General features: G+C 62.1%; 16 protein-coding genes. 10 read left to right on the top strand and 6 right to left on the bottom strand.

Translation table 11 applies throughout. The features are described 5' to 3' along the window. Positions 1–19: 19 nt before the first annotated feature. The 7 genes from AC1U7K_RS05100 (at position 20) to AC1U7K_RS05070 (ending at position 6010) form a co-directional block, all read left to right on the top strand. Complete coding sequence (locus AC1U7K_RS05100; RefSeq protein ID WP_480249772.1) at positions 20–1201, top strand: two-component system sensor histidine kinase NtrB; 1182 nt, start codon at positions 20–22, stop codon at positions 1199–1201. Then, entirely contained in the window at positions 1180–1824 is a 645-nt protein-coding gene (locus tag AC1U7K_RS05095) for a response regulator (protein ID WP_480249770.1), read from the top strand. Before AC1U7K_RS05100 ends, AC1U7K_RS05095 begins: the two co-directional genes overlap by 22 nt. Positions 1825–1971: 147 nt before the next feature. Next, on the top strand, positions 1972–2457 hold the full coding sequence (locus AC1U7K_RS05090; protein ID WP_480249769.1) for a hypothetical protein: 486 nt from the start codon (positions 1972–1974) through the stop codon (positions 2455–2457). Positions 2458–2569: 112 nt separating this feature from the next. Continuing rightward, positions 2570–2713, top strand: a complete 144-nt coding sequence (locus AC1U7K_RS05085) for a hypothetical protein (protein ID WP_480249767.1) — start codon at positions 2570–2572, stop codon at positions 2711–2713. Positions 2714–2979: 266 nt separating this feature from the next. Then, positions 2980–3486 (top strand): hypothetical protein, encoded by a 507-nt coding sequence (locus AC1U7K_RS05080; RefSeq protein ID WP_480249765.1) that lies wholly within the window; start codon positions 2980–2982, stop codon positions 3484–3486. Positions 3487–3644: 158 nt separating this feature from the next. Beyond that, positions 3645–4397 (top strand): Tll0287-like domain-containing protein, encoded by a 753-nt coding sequence (locus tag AC1U7K_RS05075; protein WP_480249764.1) that lies wholly within the window; start codon positions 3645–3647, stop codon positions 4395–4397. After that, a complete protein-coding gene (locus tag AC1U7K_RS05070) occupies positions 4394–6010 on the top strand; it encodes an SUMF1/EgtB/PvdO family nonheme iron enzyme (protein ID WP_480249763.1) in 1617 nt (538 codons plus the stop codon). Before AC1U7K_RS05075 ends, AC1U7K_RS05070 begins: the two co-directional genes overlap by 4 nt. 38 nt (positions 6011–6048) lie before the next feature. Here AC1U7K_RS05070 and AC1U7K_RS05065 read toward each other — a convergent pair whose 3' ends face one another. From AC1U7K_RS05065 to AC1U7K_RS05055, 3 genes are all read right to left on the bottom strand, one after another. Beyond that, positions 6049–6474, bottom strand: coding sequence for an OsmC family protein (locus AC1U7K_RS05065; protein ID WP_480249761.1), 426 nt, complete (start codon positions 6472–6474; stop codon positions 6049–6051). 118 nt (positions 6475–6592) lie between these two features. Next, on the bottom strand, positions 6593–7891 hold the full coding sequence (locus AC1U7K_RS05060) for a glycosyltransferase (protein WP_480249759.1): 1299 nt from the start codon (positions 7889–7891) through the stop codon (positions 6593–6595). A 5-nt stretch (positions 7892–7896) separates the two neighbouring features. Continuing rightward, a complete protein-coding gene (locus AC1U7K_RS05055) occupies positions 7897–9261 on the bottom strand; it encodes a methyltransferase domain-containing protein (RefSeq protein ID WP_480249758.1) in 1365 nt (454 codons plus the stop codon). 283 nt (positions 9262–9544) lie between these two features. Between AC1U7K_RS05055 and AC1U7K_RS05050 the strand changes: the two genes are divergently transcribed. From AC1U7K_RS05050 to AC1U7K_RS05040, 3 genes are all read left to right on the top strand, one after another. Beyond that, on the top strand, positions 9545–10066 hold the full coding sequence (locus tag AC1U7K_RS05050) for a hypothetical protein (protein WP_480249757.1): 522 nt from the start codon (positions 9545–9547) through the stop codon (positions 10064–10066). Between the two features lie 138 nt (positions 10067–10204). After that, entirely contained in the window at positions 10205–10450 is a 246-nt protein-coding gene (locus AC1U7K_RS05045) for a hypothetical protein (protein ID WP_480249756.1), read from the top strand. 136 nt (positions 10451–10586) lie between these two features. Further along, complete coding sequence (locus tag AC1U7K_RS05040) at positions 10587–11597, top strand: hypothetical protein (RefSeq protein ID WP_480249755.1); 1011 nt, start codon at positions 10587–10589, stop codon at positions 11595–11597. 24 nt (positions 11598–11621) lie between these two features. Here AC1U7K_RS05040 and AC1U7K_RS05035 read toward each other — a convergent pair whose 3' ends face one another. Genes AC1U7K_RS05035 through AC1U7K_RS05025 form a run of 3 tightly spaced genes read right to left on the bottom strand, consistent with a single transcriptional unit; the run spans position 11622 to position 16367 of the window. Beyond that, positions 11622–12983 (bottom strand): response regulator, encoded by a 1362-nt coding sequence (locus AC1U7K_RS05035; protein WP_480249754.1) that lies wholly within the window; start codon positions 12981–12983, stop codon positions 11622–11624. Positions 12984–13032: 49 nt separating this feature from the next. After that, a complete protein-coding gene (clpX, locus tag AC1U7K_RS05030) occupies positions 13033–14313 on the bottom strand; it encodes an ATP-dependent Clp protease ATP-binding subunit ClpX (protein ID WP_480249753.1) in 1281 nt (426 codons plus the stop codon). A 50-nt stretch (positions 14314–14363) separates the two neighbouring features. After that, positions 14364–16367: an ATP-binding protein gene (locus AC1U7K_RS05025; RefSeq protein ID WP_480249752.1), complete on the bottom strand. Its 2004-nt coding sequence runs from the start codon at positions 16365–16367 to the stop codon at positions 14364–14366. Positions 16368–16678 lie beyond the last annotated feature (311 nt).

Raw genomic sequence — 16678 nt, 5'->3', positions numbered from 1 at the left:
GTGGAGGTTGGAGACACGGATGAGCGAGACGGCACACGGCCAGGCGATGCGAGCGGTGCAGAAGTGCGAAGAATACTACCGCACGCTCTGGAATCATGCCGTTGATGCCGAGTTGATCGTCGACGCGTTCGGCGTCATCCGGGACGTCAACCGCCGGACGGAGGCGAAGCTCGGAAGCCGCACTGACCAACTGGTCGGTCTGCCCGCCATCAAGGTGTTTCTCGAGCATGATCGGTCGCGCGTCCAGAGGCTGCTCGCCCAGGTGGTGGGAAGCGGACGGCAGTTGTCGGCGCCGGGCCTCCGCGTGCCGACGGAAAGCGGCGTCGTGCTGACCGTGGATCTCGACATCGTGCCGATCGAAGACGCGAAAGGCATGACCGAGGTGCTGCTGCAACTGACCGACATGACTGAACGTCGCCAGTTGGAGCAGCAACTGGTGCGGTCCGAGCGGCTGGCGTCCCTGAGCCAGTTTGCCTCGATGTTTGCGCATGACATCCGCAATCCCTTGGCCGGCATCAAAAAGACGTTGGAACTGCTGTCCCGGCGTCAGGAATTGCAGGCGGCGCCGCTGTCGCGCTGGTTTGCCGATCTGCAGCTCACGACCGATCTGCTCCTCGGCATGATCAACGACATGCTCGACGTCTACCAGGAAAGCTACGCCGGCCTGCCGTTGATCGTGTCGACGTTTTCTGCGCGGGCCCTGTTCCTGGAAGCCGTTCATCTCTTCCGCCCCGAGGCGGAGGCCAAGGGCGTGAGCTTTCACCTCGACTGTCCGGAGGAAGCGATCCCGATCCGAGGCGATCGCCGGCGATTGCTGCGGGTCGGGATCAACTTGATCCATAACGCGCTGAAGTATTCGCCGCCGAATGGCGTCATTACGATTTCGATCAAACAGGGCCGAGAAGGGGCGCTGCCGGTCGGCATGGGGATCCCCGGCGATCCGGTGCTGATCCTACGGGTCGAGGATGAGGGGCCGGGGATTCAACCCGAGGACCTGCCGTATTTGTTCGAGATGTTTTTCCGCAAGAAGGACGGACACGACCTCCGGATCGGCCGCGGGCTCGGGCTCCATTTCTGCCGGTTGGTCGTCGAGGCCCATCATGGTCGAATCTGGGCCGCGAATCGGTCGATCGGCGGCGCGCAGTTTTCCGTCGCCTTGCCGATGTCCGGCGACGCGTCATGCCCATCAGACTTGTCATAGCGGAAGACCAGCGCCTCTTTCGACAAAGCCTCCGGTGCTTGCTGGAGCGTGAGCCGGATCTCGTCGTGGTCGGGGAAGCGACGGATGGTCGCGAGGCCTTCAACCTCGTCATGGAGCTCAAACCTCACATGGTGCTGATGGACGTCGACATGCCGAAGCTCGACGGGGTGACGGCGACTCGGCTGATCCAAGGCTGCCAGCCCGACGTGAAGGTGTTGATGCTGTCCGTGCACGACGACGACAATCGGATCGTGGCCGCGGTACAGGCTGGGGCGAGCGGCTACATCTTGAAGGATGCCGATCACGCCGAATTTCTCCGGATCATTCGCGGTACCTACGAGGGCCAGGTCGTGACGTCGCCGTACCTGCCCGACCGCCTCGCGCGTAACGCCTATCAATCCGTCATGCAGGCCAGCGACCAACAGGCGGGCGGCCTCGCGGCCCTGACCGATCGTGAACGGGAAATTCTCGCCTGTGCCGCGGGTGGCCGCGGCAACAAGGAAATCGCCGATCAGCTCTGTGTCTCATCCGATACCGTGAAAACCCATCTTCACCACATCTATCGCAAGCTCGGTGTGACTGGTCGCGTCGAGGCGGTGCTCCTGTATCTGACGGCGAAGTAGGGAAAGGAGCGAATGCTCGGCAGCAGTGTCTCGACGTGCAACGGTCGCCCGATCGGGCGAGTGGAAATCCATCCTGCGGGGAGTCGCCTGATGCCCGTCGACGGTGTAACGTACGCCCGTGTGGACCGTGAGACGTAAGGAGGATGTATGCAGCGCATCGGTCGTCAACGGTGGACCGTGACGGTATGCGCCGCGACCGTTCTATGGCTGACCGCGGCGATCGCGGCCAACGCCGAACACCTCTGGATCTACGACGTGGCTGACTCCCTCGTCTTCTACCAAACGATCTATCCCGAGGGAAATTGGCAGCCGTACGTCGATGTGTTGGATCGGGCAAAGAACGGTGTCGACCGCGCCGACGATCAGATCGTCATGGTCGCGATGGAGGAACTGCTCACGATGCTGCGCGCGCATGCGTACGGCATTCCCGATCCCGCGGCGCGAAACCTCTATCGTGTGGCCGTCGCCGCTCATCCCCTCGGCGTGGATCTCGCGACGTCTTCGATCGAACGTCCGACCGAAGCGGACCGATTGATGGGCTTGTCGGTCCCCGAGCGCGCGCCGTCCGAGCGGGGCCTGAGTTGCCACGAGGCCGGATGCGATGAGGTGGAACTCCAAGGGCCCGCCCGGTGATGCGCGATGGTCATCTCACCCGAACAGGTGAGATCAAATCGACCGGTCAGGGCATGGAGGGAGGAGGATTCTCCGAGTTAGGTAATAGGCGCACGGCCTGGGCGAGGTCATCATGACGGCCTATGAGTGGACGATTGTGACGAGTGTCGCGGCCTTTCTGATCCTGCTCTTCGTCCTGTTGGAGGTCCTCTTTCCTCTTCCGGAGCCCGAGGAGCAGGAGCAGTCGCGGGGCGTGACGATCGATCCGGGCGTATGAGGGAAAAGAGCAAAGAGGAAGCGAGGGCGGTATGGTCGAGCTGATCGGAATCGTAACGGTTGTGGCGATGCATTGGGTGTTGGCCGCCTCAATGGCAAACGAAAGCGAGTCCCAGCTCCGTCATCACAGTCATGTCGGCTTTGATGACGATCGAGTCCTGTGGACGTCCCTTTCGGATGGTATGCAGACGAGAGACGCTGCGTAACCCGGCGGTCAGCACCCATTGTGTTGTCCACGGTGAAGGATCAGCAGGAAGGGAGGAGTCTATGGTGCGTGCATCAGCGATTATTGTGGGCCTGGCGATGTCCTGTCTGGCCGTGCCCGCATTCGGCGATGCGCAGGACTCGGCGGGGATAACCGGGAAGCATCATGAAATCAGTGGGACCGTCAGCAAAATCAGTTCGGGCTTCATTTTCGTGGAGCCGACGACGGGGTTGCGTCCGCGAGCCATCGGTCCCGCAAAGGCCGACCGGCTCGGGCTCTTCGATCTGCACCCTGGCGATACAGTGGTGCTGGCCGTGGACAGCGGCAATGTGTTGCTTGATGCGCACAAAGCGGGCCGGCCGGGCCATGGACATCGGCTGGTGAGCGGGCAGTTGGCCTATGCGGATACGTTTTGGAGTGAAGTGAAGCTTGCGACGCCTGACGGGGAAGAGCGCTTCGATGTCGATTCATTGGCCGGGAACAAGCTGTCGATGATCGGCGAAGGGGCGTCCGTCGTCCTCGAGTTGGATGAAGACAACATGATGATCGACATTCATCGCTCGCGGTGAGCGATGGATCGAGGACCGGACTCACGTCGATGATTATGGAGGGCCGGGGCGATATTCATGACCTTGAGTCAGTTGGGAGCGGGACCACTCTAGACGGCGACCGCCGCCGTAGAAACACGGGCGGTCCATGGGTCCTACCTTTCACGTCATCGTGCGCGGTGCTCCTCCTGCTCGGCGCGATGATGGTATTGCTCATCAACCCAGCGCTCTCGCACGAGGTCGCTTCCGATACCGGCCCTCCTTTCCAGACACTGTTGGAGCTGGAAACGTCGGCTCAGCTACTCGCCGTGCTTCTCGATTCCGGGCGCGCGGTGATCAATGAGCATCGGGATACGGCGGAAGGAGCGGCCGAGCGCCCGATGACCGCGGCGCTGTTCGAGCGTCTGCTCATCGAGGAGTTCCGAACGCGGACCGGGCTCGATCTGCGTGCGCTCCATGAAAGCCGAATCCCCGATAAGGCCAAGCGATGGCTCACCGTCATGGTTACCGTCAGCAAGCAGATCATGAGCGAGTATGAGCCGAGTCCGAAAGGACCGGCTAGACCGACGCCGGACCTGATTCCCGCGGTGTTCGGTTCACGGGTTGCCGGACGCTTTACTGAGCTCACGGGCGTACGGCTCAAGCAGACGTCGCTTACGCCCAGAAACCCCTCCAATGCGCCCGACCCCTTTGAACGGGCGACACTCAAACTCTTCGGTGATCCGGCTCATCCGCGCGAGCAGGCGATCACCGAGGTGACCACCAAGACCCGTGCGTTGCGGTTGATGTACCCGCTGTACACGACCCGTCAGTGCCTGGCCTGCCATGGAGAACCTAGAGGCGAACCAGACAAGACGGGGCACCCCCGGGAAGGGTTACAATTGGGCCAGAACGCCGGGGCGATCAGTGTCGTGATTCCGCTATCAAAATGAAGGTGCCGTCCTTCGTGCTCGTCGTCATGCTGGTGAGCGGCATGGGGCTCGCCATGCCGGCGCACGGCCAGGGCTTGCTCGAGAAGCCGGCCGGCACCGGCGTGATCGTCCATGGCGATGGGTACGTGTTGACGGCGCACCACGTCGTGATGAACGCGCGCCGCCTCAGTGTCGTCACGCCGGGTGATTTCAAGGCGCCCGCCGTCTTGATCGCGTCAGACCCGGAGCATGATTTGGCGCTGCTCAAGATCGACACGGTGGGCTTATCGACGGCGCCGATCGGCTACGCGGGGGCCGTGTCGTTGGATCAAGAAGTGATCGTGGCGGGATTCCCGTTCGGCTTGCGGGAAATTTCGATCTCGCACGGCCGGGTGTCGGCGGTGCGAAGCAAGGGCGTCAAACGCGTCTTTCAAATCGACGCGGCGATCAATCCCGGCAACAGCGGAGGACCGGTGTTCAACCGCGAGGGAGAAGTGGTGGCACTGGTCACGACGAAGTTCAGCCACCCGTCCGGGATTGTGCCGGAAGGCATGGGCTTCGCGGTTCCGATCAGTTATGCGCTCCCGCTGCTGGCCAACATTCCGGACTTCGACTTCACGTCGATCGGGAAAGCGCGGATCGAGGCCAAATCCAAGACGCGCAAACGAACAGGCGAGGCCACCGCGGTTCAAATGATCGCACGGACCACCGTGCGGATTGATGCGGTCCGTGGCGGAGAATCGCCGGTCACATCGTCAGGATCGTCTGATGGTCCGCCCGGTGTTGCCAGACCGGCCCCCGGCCGGCCGGCTCCCAAACCGCCGCTGTCTGTGTCGTCCGATCCAGGAAGCAACGGGAAGGATGACGGGGAAGCGCTGATCAAGGTGCGCGACCAACTCGCGGCGACCCAACAGCAGGAACTGCAGGCGTTGGCCGAAAAAGGCACCCAGCCACCCGACGGCATGGTGCTGATCCCTGCCGGTGAATTTTGGATGGGAACCGACAGCGGGCTTCCCGACAGCCGGCCGATGCACCGCGTCACGCTCAGTTCCTATTGGATCGATCGGTACGAAGTCACCAACCGGCAGTATCAGCGCTGCGTCACCGCGGGCGTGTGCACGCCGCCCAAGGATCGGCGCGCCTATGAGGATCCGGCCCACCTCGACTACCCGGTGACCAACGTCACGTGGAAACAGGCGCATTCCTATTGTCAGTGGCGTGAGGCACGCCTTCCTACTGAAGCGGAATGGGAGAAGGCCGCCCGTGGCATCGATGCACGCCGATATCCATGGGGCAACAGCGAGGAGCCGATTACGGCGAAGGTGAAAGAACGTGCCGTCGGCACGAATGGGACGATGCCGGTCGGGAGTGTGCCGGATACGGCGTCTCCCTATGGCGTGTATGATCTTGTCGGCAATGTGTGGGAGTGGGTGCGGGATTGGTATGCCGAAGACTACTACCGCATGATGCCGCCGCAAGACCCGCAGGGCCCGCTGCGCGGGACATTCCGCGTACTCCGTGGCGGCGATTGGACGCAGGGGCCGCTGGAGCTCCGTGCGAGCTATCGCGCCTGGGACGAGATGACGTACTGGGGCCCGAGCGTCGGCTTTCGCTGCGCGGCGGACGTGCCCTAATTCAGTGCTGAGTGCTGAGTTATAAGTGCCGAGTGTGTTCAGGCTTCCAGCTTTGCGTCCATCGTGATCGTCGTGTTCAGCAATCGTGAGATCGGACAGCCGGTTTTCGCCGCCGCGGTCGCCTTCTCCCACGCGCTTTGATCGGCCTTCGGTACCTTCCCTTTCACGTCGAGATGAATCTGCGTCACCGTCCACCCTGCTTCGAGTTTCTCAAACGTCACCGTGGCGGTCGTGTTCAATTGCTCGGGCACCAGTCCCGCATTGCCGAGCTGGGCCGAGAGGGCCATGGTAAAGCAGCCGGCGTGCGCAGCGGCCACGAGTTCTTCGGGATTGGTGCCCTTTCCGTTTTCGAATCGGGTGCCAAAGGAATATTGCGTCTGGGACAAGACACCACTATCCGTCGAGACGGTGCCTTTTCCCGTCTTCAAGTCGCCTCGCCATTCTGCCGAACCGTTTCGTTTCATGGCATCCTCCAGTGCTCAAGAGTTCAAGAGAGATATCTTGGCCGAGCCGGCATGCCAAGCCTAGTCCGTGATGCCGTGTGCATGGCGTCCGCGCGTGTCTGACAATGCCGCTCCGACGCTAGATGGACGACGGGCGGAGCCTGGGACGTTCAGGTGGTGAAGCGGCCGATGCCAGTCCTTCGGATGGCACCGCGTCGCGCGGTCTGGATGCGCGACTGGAGAGTGCGTCGCGCATCAGGGTATCAAACGCTTCCGTAAATCGTTCACGCGTGTGTGTCAGGCGCGCATACTGCCAGGCTCTATGAGCTCGCTCGCGGACGGCGGATGGCGACAGCTCGCCAATCCTCGTGACTGCGGTTTGTATCGCCGAGAGCTGTTCGGAGGCGACCTCGACGCCGAAATCGAGCACGTCCACCCCGGTCTCTCGGGTGACGATGGGAATAAGGCCGGCGTTGAGACAATTGATTACCGCGGCGTTGCCGCCTTCGGAACAGGAGAGCGACAGCACGGCCGCGCAGGACGCGGCCGCCCCGTGGAAGGCCTGGCTTTCGACATCGACCCAGCCAATCGGCCGGATGTTCGGCGTTTCGAACAATTCCTTTCGGTAGGCCGCGCAGAAGTCCGGTTCGCGATCGAGTGGCGCGCACACTAGGAGCTCATACTGCGGCATCGTCGCGAACGCTTCCAGCGCCAAGTCGAGCCCTTTGTGCACCAAGCCCCAACTGGAGAACCACAGGAACCGGCGTCGGCATCGTTCCCAGTCTTTTTCCGGCGGCTCTGGGTAGGACACGATCGCGGGGATCGGCAGGCGATGAATCACCTTGCCGGCATACCCAAAGGTATCGATCGTGAAGGCGTTGCCGGACGTCGTGACCACATCCGCGTGCCGGATGCCGTCGTTCGGACGCTCGTAACGACGTGGCGGCAACGTGACGCCGCGGCGCTGCTGCAACGCCAGGAGCCGGCGATCCTCGGCAAGGTTGTGAAACAGGATGTCCGCTGAGTCGATATGAAACCATTTCAGACAATCGGCGGGTAGGGACGGGGCCAGACGACCAAGATTGTGCCGAACGTCCAACACGATATCGTAGGGACGGTCCGGCCAGAACGATCGATTCTTGAAGCTGATCACATCGAGCCGATAGCCGAGCGTCAAGAGGGTGCGCCCCATCTGGATGGATTGCCAATAGTTCGTGTGCTTGCGCAAGACGGGATCGTCGGGAGAAAGAAAACCACGGACCATGTACGACAGCAATGCCGAACCTTTGACCGGACCAGGCGGTGCCACCGTGACAACGGCGTGCGCTTCCCGGCATTGCTGAAAGTCCAAGAGGCATCGCCGGACGGACCAGCGAACATCGCTCGCGAGCAGAAACCATTTGCTGCGTTCGCAATACCGTTTGAGCGTCCGGAACATGATCCTCAGTGATCGGCCGTGAGATACGCGTCGGGCATGTCGAGCGCCACACAGCACTTGACTAATTCCTCAATGCTGTCGGTCGGGACCCCTGCGCGGAGCGCATCCAGAAGCGCCGGCGCCACCGTGAGCGATTCCGGGAGATACGTCTTGCACTCATCGTTTTCTTTCTCGTAGTGCTCGGAGGGAAACATGCGGCGAAGGCGGATGTTCCCGTTCGCCCGCTCAGGTTGATAGAGCGGGTTGAGATGGAGTCGGCCGGACGCGTGCGGCCACGCCTCAAATGGACCGTGATCGCGAAATACCTTCGTATCGCGGGTCATGACGAGCGAGACGAGGTCGCGACCGTTCAGCGTCTCCCAGGATTCGTTTTGTGCCAGCGGCGGCCCCAACCCTTGCAGGTAGCGCTCGAGAATTGCCTGATCTGAGACAAGGCGGTACGGCACAGAGGGAACGAGTGCGGCATAGTCGCGCGGAGACATCGAGAGGCACGAATGGTATTGCGGGACGAGGCTGTTACGCATGCTGACGATGAGCAGGAGACCGGTGTGATCGAGCAAGTGGGTCAGCGTCCGCAGGAGACTCGCTTTGGCTTCAACGTAGTGGAACGCGTCGGAGCAAAAAATCGTGGAGAAGGACGACGGGGCGAAGGGCATCGGCTGCTCCAAATCGACGCAGACGTAACACGCATTGCGTCCGATGAGGCTGGCGGCGACATACAGACAGAAGAAGACCCGATCGACACCAACGGTGACACCACCCGGATTACGCTGCGCCAAGCTTCGCGTGAGATGGCCGAAGCCGCACGCCAGATCGAGCACAGGGCCGCGCCGTTGCGGTACGAGCGTCATCATCGAGAGCGCGACGAGATGCCGCGGCATGCCGTGACGAAAGAGGAAGTAGTTGTAGCCTTCTTGGCGATTGCCGGACCGGCGAAAGTACAGATCGAAACAATATTGCGCCGTGGTGTGGGCCGGATCGATCTGGAGAAGGGCCGCGGCCATTTCGCGGCGCCACGCGGAAACGCGCCGTGCATGAAGGAAATGGGTGATGCGCCACCAGCCTTTGAAGGGTGGGGCGTTGCGCAGCCAACGGGGTGCAAGCGCGGGAGGTTGAGGTGGCGGCGGCATGAGAGCGGCAAGCAAGGCTTCCCGATAGCGGCGCCGCTCGATCCACCGAACCACGTCGTCGACGGACTCCCCACAACTCCCGAGGGTCCCGGTCCGGATGATGGGAATGCCGCCGACCACCGGATAGCGCCGACAGCGGCACGTCAACAGGCCAAACTGAATCGTCGGACCATCACCGCTTGCCTGGAACGAGCTATGGCAGAACGGGCATCGGAGCAGCTGCGTCAGAGCTTCGTTCATTGTCGTAACCTACGTAGAGTCTCCCGAGAAGCAATGCCACTGCCGCAAGCCTGCAGGTGATGCCGAGGAAGGTTAGGAGAAGGACTTCTTCCAACGGGAGGCCACCGTCAACTTTTCCGTCGTATCATTGATCCCGGCGGCCCCATAGCAATCTGAGCTCAGGCCGCATCAGCGGAAGAGATATACGTAAGATTAAGGGAGACAGCAGCGCTGCCGGCCGACCGAGGGAGATTTACCGCTTCCGGCACACGACTGGGGCTGCGATCGGAGTAAGATCGAGCGGATGCGAGTGCGTATGAATATTCCCCCCAGCCGAATCGTCAGCGGCATCGATCAATCCTGTTACTTGCCGGCGATGGAGAGGGTCTTCAACCTGGGACGCCCAGTGATCGTTGCATGGCTGGTCGCGTGGATCAGCCTCATTCCGCTCATTCATGTTCACCTCACTCAAGTTCCCGACGAGAGAGATCTTGGCGCCAGTCACTTTACCGAAATTCCGCATACCGTCTTCTCTAAGGATGTCCCGAACGAATTTCGGGCTCCGGCTCATCGTCCCCCTGTTCGTGCCACGGTTGTTACGAGCCTGACCACCGTCGACAAGGGCGAACTGTATCTCTCGACGCTTGGCGGCTCCGATCATCGGAAGCCCGTCAAGAGCAGCCATTCTCCGCTCACGAGCACCGACTGTCCGTATTGCGCACCGTTCGACTCTTCCTCTCCTTGTCGCGTCCCCGGGCATTTCGCCGGGGTTGTGACCGTCAGCGACGCGGCTCGTTTCCGTGCCCCTCCGGTGGGTGTCGCCTGATTCCCTCGACACGCTGATTTTCAGCGATTGGCAGTTGTGTCCGGTGCTCTCGATGGGCGGGACCATCTGTGATGGGTCTGCCAGGCTCACGGAGGGAGAGCCGCCATCAGGTTGAGCCTTGGAACGTGAGGAGACCACATGGAGACGACCAGTGCACGGCAGCGACGGGTGGAATGGCTGCTGCGGCATCGCGAGTTGTGGCAGGATTTTCCCGCGACGATCGCGCAAATGTCATCGGCCCATTGGGTGCGCCAAGAGCAGATTATCGAACGCATGCGCGCCGAAGGCCTGTATGCACAGTCCACCCGGGCGAGGGACGTGAATCTCATTAAATTGTTGCGAGAGGCCAAGAGGCAACATCTCCGCGATCCCCTCGCAGTCTGATGCGACAGTTGCGACCGGCATCGACCTCGCACAACGAAGGGGCACATCTTCTGACATCGTTGGTCAGGCGCGGCGATCGTGGCGTTGCTCATCGTGCGCCTGGCCGGGCGCTTCTGCGCCGTGTTTCCATCTGGCGATGGCCCTGTCATCCCCGGCGATCGCCAGCACCGCTGTCCGGGTTCTTCTCATCACGCTCGCCGTGACGGCTCCCGCGTCTGCCGAGACGCCGGCCCCCAGCGTCCACTGGGGTGCGCTCTCGTACCCGGATCAATATCCGACCCTCATGTCGGGGTTCACCGTCAACCGGTTCACCGAGTTTAACGGGAACGGCGCCCGGTTCAACGCGATCAATCAGTCCGCCGGGTTCAATTTCGCGACCGTGACGTGGACCACTCCGGTGACGCGCGTGCCGGCGTGGGCAGGACCGGGATGGATGGCCAATGTCACGGTCGGCGCAGGCCCGACCGGGCGCGAGCCGTCTGAGAATTTGCAGAACGACTTCGTGCATCGCCTGCTCGGCATCAATCCTGTTCCCGTCGATCAATGTCGCACTGGGGTGGCGGATTTCATGATTGGCGGGACGGTGACGCGATGGTTCACATTCTCGAATCGCGAGACCGTCTTCGGTGGATTGGGGCTGGATGTCGGCTCCTTGTATCAGGAATTGTACGGGCGGGTGGGCGTGCGGCGGCTGTCGCTGGCCGATCTGGGCGATCAGTTCGGTCTTCGCTCAGAGCCGGTGGACATGGTCTCCCGCTATGTACGGTTCTCGGCCATGGGCCGGTACGGACGCGTCTGGAGCGGAGCGGCGTATGATGGGTCGGTGCTGGCGAATCAATCGTGGATTGCGCAAGGCTCGGTGAGCATCGCCGACTATCGGGACGCGAGACGCCCGCCGCGATGGGAGCTGGAATTGGGCGCGATGATCGACTCCGGGCTCTTCGTCACGCCGTCGGGTCACGGCATCGAGCGCCGCTTCGGAACGGTCGCCATACGATTTCCCTACGGGGTGGCGGAGACGTGGAAAGACATGCTTGGACGAACCGATTCCGGTCCGACGTATGGATTCCGGGTCATGATTGATCTCCAACGGCTTTGGAAGCGTCTCTACGCTCCCGAGGAGTCGGCCGGCCGGGAGAAACGATAGTCGGACCGCGTCGCTCAATGACGATCAGCGCTCAACTCGTCCACGCGTCATCACGTCGTCGAGGAGTCGATTGAGGACGGACAGGCGGAGCGGTGGATCTTCAAATGATCCCACCGAGACCGCAGCCGGATCGACACCCGGAAACGCGGACAGCGGGCCGGGTTTCAGCACGATGATGTGCAGCGGCAGGGACGGGGCGAGATGCTGACGGGCACGCAGGAACGTGTGAATGTGCGAGAGCTCATTCTCCGCTGACGGGTTGACGAGGACGATGGCGCCGATCGCGGACGGCAGCGCCTGTTCCCAGATCGACCGGAATCGCTTCTCGGCGCGGATCGACACGAGTTGCAGCAGCGTCTCGGCAGAGAGTCGAACGAGGCCGAAATCGGTCCGCCGCTCAAGCTCCGGTTCATCGACACCGACTGCGGCCCAATGTGACGGCGAAAGATCGCGGACCAGGCACTGAATGAGCTCGCTCTTTCCCGCTCCCATCGTCCCGACGACGAGCAAGCGAAGGGTCAGGTGGTCGGCTCCGATTCGCCCGGTCGTCCGGAGCCTGGCGGCAATCGCCTCGACCTTCGCCGATGCTTGACCGACGCGATCGGCACCGGCCGGAACGGTCGCCGGGGTGAGTCGCTCGCTGTCGTCGTGCTGCTCCAGTTTCCTGAGGTCTTCGAACAGCAGATGCGCGAGACTGGCTGTAATCGGCATGCGTTCGGGGACGGCATCTGGAAGAAACAGATAGCGACCCGCCTTCCAACCCAACAGCACAAAGAGCGGCTGCTCCCGTTTGGGCGACCGGATGTCGGCATCGACGATGGCGCCTTCCTTAAAATACAGTGTCGCGGTCCGTTCGCCGTGGCTCAAGACGAGCGCGCCGGTCTTTTGGCTCATCTCCAGCATCTGCACGAGGTCGAGGACGTCGACCTCGTCCAAACGGCCGCTCAATCCGATGCGATCGAGCGGAAGCCGCTTCGCCTGCTCGATCCGATCGATCATCGTATCGACGTGCTCGGCGAGCTGATCCAGCGGACAGGGTTTCGTCAAATAGTCGTCCGAACCGATCTTGCGGGCCTTGATCCGGTCGGTGTCGTGATCCTTGGCGGTGAGGAAAATGAAAGGAATCGTGCGGGTCGTCGGATCGCGGCGCAGGCGACTGCAGAGCTCGTAGCCGTCCATCCCCGGCATGCCGATGTCCGCGATGATCACGTCCGGTCGGTTCTGCGCGACCTTGTCGATCGCTTCGATCCCGTTCTCGGCGGTTTCGACTTCGTAGTGGCGGCCGCGCAGATATAAAGACACCACGCGCCGGAGGTGCGCTTCGTCGTCAACGACGAGGATCTTGGGCGGCATAGGGTGGAGAGGGTCGGTCCGTTCTTCGTTCATCGCGCCGCGCCTCGATCCGGACGCGACGAACCAAGCGAGCTCACACGCACTAGTTCACAATTTGCGGCTGTCCGGTTCCATTGATCACTTCGTCGGTAATGACGATCGATTTCACGTCTTGCAATGCCGGGACTTCGTACATGAGGTCGAGCATCACTTCTTCCAAGATGGCGCGCAAGGCGCGCGCGCCGGTCTTCATGGGGGCGGCGCGATGCGCGATCGCCTTCACGGCGTCGGAGGTGAACTCGAGCTTGACGTGTTCCAACTCGAACAAGGCCTGGTACTGCTTCAGGAGCGCGTTCTTCGGTTCGGTCAAGACGCGGATCAACGCCGCTTCATCGAGATCGGACAGCGTCGTGATCACCGGAAAGCGTCCGACGAATTCCGGAATGAGCCCGTACTTGAGCAAGTCCTCCGGCTGGGCCGCTTCGAGGATATTGTTGCCGTTGGTCGCCTCGCGCGTGGTGGTGCCCGCGCCGAACCCGATGCGCCGCTGCGTCGTGCGTTGGCCGATGATCTGATCCAGGCCGACGAAGGCGCCGCCGCAGATGAACAGGATGTTCGTGGTATCGACTCGGATGTAGTCCTGCTCCGGATGTTTGCGCCCGCCCTTCGGCGGCACGTTGCAAATGGTGCCTTCGACGAGCTTGAGCAACGCCTGCTGGACGCCTTCGCCGCTGACGTCACGCGTGATCGACGCGCTTTCAGACTTTCGGCTGATCTTGTCGATCTCATCGATATAGATGATGCCCGTCTCCGCCCGCTTCACGTCGAACTCCGCCGCCTGCAGGAGTTTGAGGACGACGTTTTCGACGTCCTCGCCGACGTAGCCGGCTTCGGTCAACGTGGTCGCATCCGCGATCGCGAACGGGAGGTGCAGAATTTTGGCGAGCGTTTGCGAAAGCAGCGTCTTGCCGGTGCCCGTGGAGCCGATCATGAGAATATTGCCCTTCTGCAGCTCCACTTCACGCAGTCGCTGCCGGCTCATGATCCGCTTGTAATGGTTGTGTACGGCGACCGAGAGGACTTTTTTCGCCCGCTCCTGGCCCACGACGTACTGATCGAGGATCTTTTTCATCTCCGTGGGCTTGGGGAGTTGGATGTTGGTCGGCATCCCGGTCGCGGCAGCCGCGCCCGATCCCTCGGACAGGAACGTCGTGCAGAGCCGGACGCACTCGTTACAGATCAGCAGATTGGAGCCGGTTTGACAGGTCTGACAATGGTAGGGGGCAGGACTCTCGATCAGGCTTTTCACCACGTTTTCGCGCTTGCCGCAAAAGGAGCACTGGCGATCACGCCGGTCCTTGTTCTGCCGTGATTCCCAAAACACGTGTTACTCCCGCTTGTAAATGGTGTAGGCGAAAGGCGAAACGCGGCATCTTACCGTGCTTGTTGATCCAACTCAAGCGGGCGGCCCGCGCCGACTCCGTGAGCGGCCGCCGGAAACCGTATCGTGAAGCGGCTGCCTTTGCCCTGCTCGCTTTCCACCTCGATCGACCCTCCGTTGTGCTCCACGAGACGTTTGACATTGGTGAGCCCCAAGCCCGTCCCGTAATCTTTCGTCGTAAAAAACGGCTCGAAGATTCGCTTCAGGTGTGCGGACGACATGCCACAGCCGGTGTCGGCCACGCTGATCGCAATCCGATCGTCATCGGCCCGCCGCGCGCTCACCGTGAGCGTGCCGCCTCCGGGCATCGCCTCGCGCGCATTGACGAGCAGGTTCACGAGCGCTTCCTTCACCTGCTCGGGATCCAGATACAGGGCGGGCATATCGGGATCGACCGTGACCGAGACGGTGATGCGTTCGTGCCCGCCCTGGGCCTTCCATTGCCAGAGCGCCGAGTGGATCAGCGCGGCGGGCGCAATGGATTTCGGCTCCGGCGGCTTCTGGCGCGCGTACCGGAGGAAGTCATTGATGCGATGTGTGAGCTTGTCGACTTCGTCGATGATGTAGCGCGTCACTTCGCGTTTGATCTCCTCCGGCTGGTCCTCCTCCAAGACGAGTTGCGCCGAGCTTCGGATGACGGCGAGTGGATTGCGCAAATCATGGGCCAGGGCCGCCAGGAGTTGACCGACCGACGCCAGCTTTTCCTTGCGCACAAGTTCGTCGTGTTGCCGACGAATCGTGTAGAGGCTGTCCTCCAACGTCCTCCGCATCTCGTTGAACGTCGTGCCCAGGTCCTCGATCTCATCGCCGGTCCGAATGTCGACGGCCGTTCCCAACCGCTCGACGGACTGCGCGCCGGAGGACGACATCGCGATCATGTCCCGGCGCAAGCGATCGGCCTGATGCTGGAGGGAAAGAATCGGGCTCACGATCTTTCTCCCCATCACGAATCCCAGCGACGCGAGCACGACCACAAGACCGAACCCGACCAGACCGACCGTGAGCAGCAGCGAGTAGAGCGGCGCGTAGGTTTCTTCCGGCTGTTGACGGACGAACGCGAACCACTTCTCGCCGCCGAGGCTCAACGGGCTCAGCCGGTGCGAGAACTTCACGGGCGCGACACCGATGATCGAATCGTGCCCGCCGTGTGCATCGTCGTCCACCACGAGCCAGGACGGACGATCTTGCGCGAGCTGGTCGATCAAGACTTGCTGGATCAAGTGCTCGGTCGGAGGCAACACCGGGCAGACGAGCGGCGTGCCCGCCGTATCCAACAGCATGCCATGCCCGGTGTGGCCGACCCGAATGGGCAGGATCGTGTCCATCAACACATCGCGGCGGATGAGGAGCCCGACGGCGCCGATCGGTTCATCGCGGTCGCGGCCGGGTACCGGGACCGAGAGCGGAAAGACATAGTCGTTCAACGCCGGATCGAAGCGCAGACTCCCCACGTACGCCGTTCCCAGCGGGTTGTCCATCGCTTCCTGCCACCAGATTTCATGCGCATGGTAGGCCGGGGCTTGCGGATCGTTCGAGGCGACGAGCACGCCATGTTTGTCGGCGACGATCACGCGAACGTAATGGCGCTCCTTGTTCGCCCACTCCTGCAGGTAGGTGATGGTCTCGGATTGCGACAGTCCTCCCGCGTCGACCCGGCTGCGCTCGCGCTGGCCCTGATCGGCGTTGACGAGGGCTTCGATCTCAGAATCGGACTTGCCGTCGTAGCGCCGATTGGAGGCTTCGATGTTCTGCCGGGTGAGGAGGGGCGCGGCCGCCAACTGGACGGCGCGATCGATTTCCATGTCGACTGCCGAGGAAATGCGGATGGCGGTCGAGCGGGCGATTTCCTGAAAGCTGCTGCCGATCGTATGCTTGAGGCTGTCCGTGCTGAACAGGTAGGTCGCAACGAGAGCGACGATCCCCGGGACGATGCCGGCGATCAGGAGGGCGATAAAGAACTTTTTCTGCAGGCCGCCGGTTCTGGGTGAATGGTCCATCGCCAACCCCCGAAAGCCTGAGCCTGAAGCTGTCGTGCCTCGTCACCGAGGCGTTAGTCGATCATCGTCCCCGCCGGCGAGCAATGTCAAGGTCGGATTTGGCGGGATGTTGAAAAACCACGGGGTGACACCGGAAGCAACAATGCTTCACGGTGCAACATGAACAGAAAGAATACCCAGGATGTTCAAAAAGGCCGTCCATTTCACCCGCCCGCCCCGGGGGCGCCAAGACGCGCCCCTTCCCGGGCAAGGCCGCAGCGAGGCGCACAACGCGACGAATAAGTCGCGTTACGTTTGTGCGCGCCGGCGAG

This window comes from Nitrospira sp. Vd2, assembly GCF_979581665.1.
The sequence above is the reverse complement of the archived record's forward strand: the minus strand, read 5'-3'. Positions and strand labels throughout refer to the sequence as shown.

Coding starts and splice junctions, on each gene's coding strand:
- AC1U7K_RS05090 (WP_480249769.1), top strand. CDS start 1,972: ATGCAGCGCATCGGTCGTCAACGGTGGACCGTGACGGTATGCGCCGCG.
- AC1U7K_RS05035 (WP_480249754.1), bottom strand. CDS start 12,983: ATGAACGAAGAACGGACCGACCCTCTCCACCCTATGCCGCCCAAGATC.
- AC1U7K_RS05055 (WP_480249758.1), bottom strand. CDS start 9,261: ATGAACGAAGCTCTGACGCAGCTGCTCCGATGCCCGTTCTGCCATAGC.
- AC1U7K_RS05045 (WP_480249756.1), top strand. CDS start 10,205: ATGGAGACGACCAGTGCACGGCAGCGACGGGTGGAATGGCTGCTGCGG.
- AC1U7K_RS05040 (WP_480249755.1), top strand. CDS start 10,587: ATGGCCCTGTCATCCCCGGCGATCGCCAGCACCGCTGTCCGGGTTCTT.
- AC1U7K_RS05100 (WP_480249772.1), top strand. CDS start 20: ATGAGCGAGACGGCACACGGCCAGGCGATGCGAGCGGTGCAGAAGTGC.
- AC1U7K_RS05080 (WP_480249765.1), top strand. CDS start 2,980: ATGGTGCGTGCATCAGCGATTATTGTGGGCCTGGCGATGTCCTGTCTG.
- AC1U7K_RS05060 (WP_480249759.1), bottom strand. CDS start 7,891: ATGTTCCGGACGCTCAAACGGTATTGCGAACGCAGCAAATGGTTTCTG.
- AC1U7K_RS05025 (WP_480249752.1), bottom strand. CDS start 16,367: ATGGACCATTCACCCAGAACCGGCGGCCTGCAGAAAAAGTTCTTTATC.
- AC1U7K_RS05085 (WP_480249767.1), top strand. CDS start 2,570: ATGACGGCCTATGAGTGGACGATTGTGACGAGTGTCGCGGCCTTTCTG.
- AC1U7K_RS05050 (WP_480249757.1), top strand. CDS start 9,545: ATGCGAGTGCGTATGAATATTCCCCCCAGCCGAATCGTCAGCGGCATC.
- AC1U7K_RS05065 (WP_480249761.1), bottom strand. CDS start 6,474: ATGAAACGAAACGGTTCGGCAGAATGGCGAGGCGACTTGAAGACGGGA.
- AC1U7K_RS05070 (WP_480249763.1), top strand. CDS start 4,394: ATGAAGGTGCCGTCCTTCGTGCTCGTCGTCATGCTGGTGAGCGGCATG.
- AC1U7K_RS05095 (WP_480249770.1), top strand. CDS start 1,180: ATGCCCATCAGACTTGTCATAGCGGAAGACCAGCGCCTCTTTCGACAA.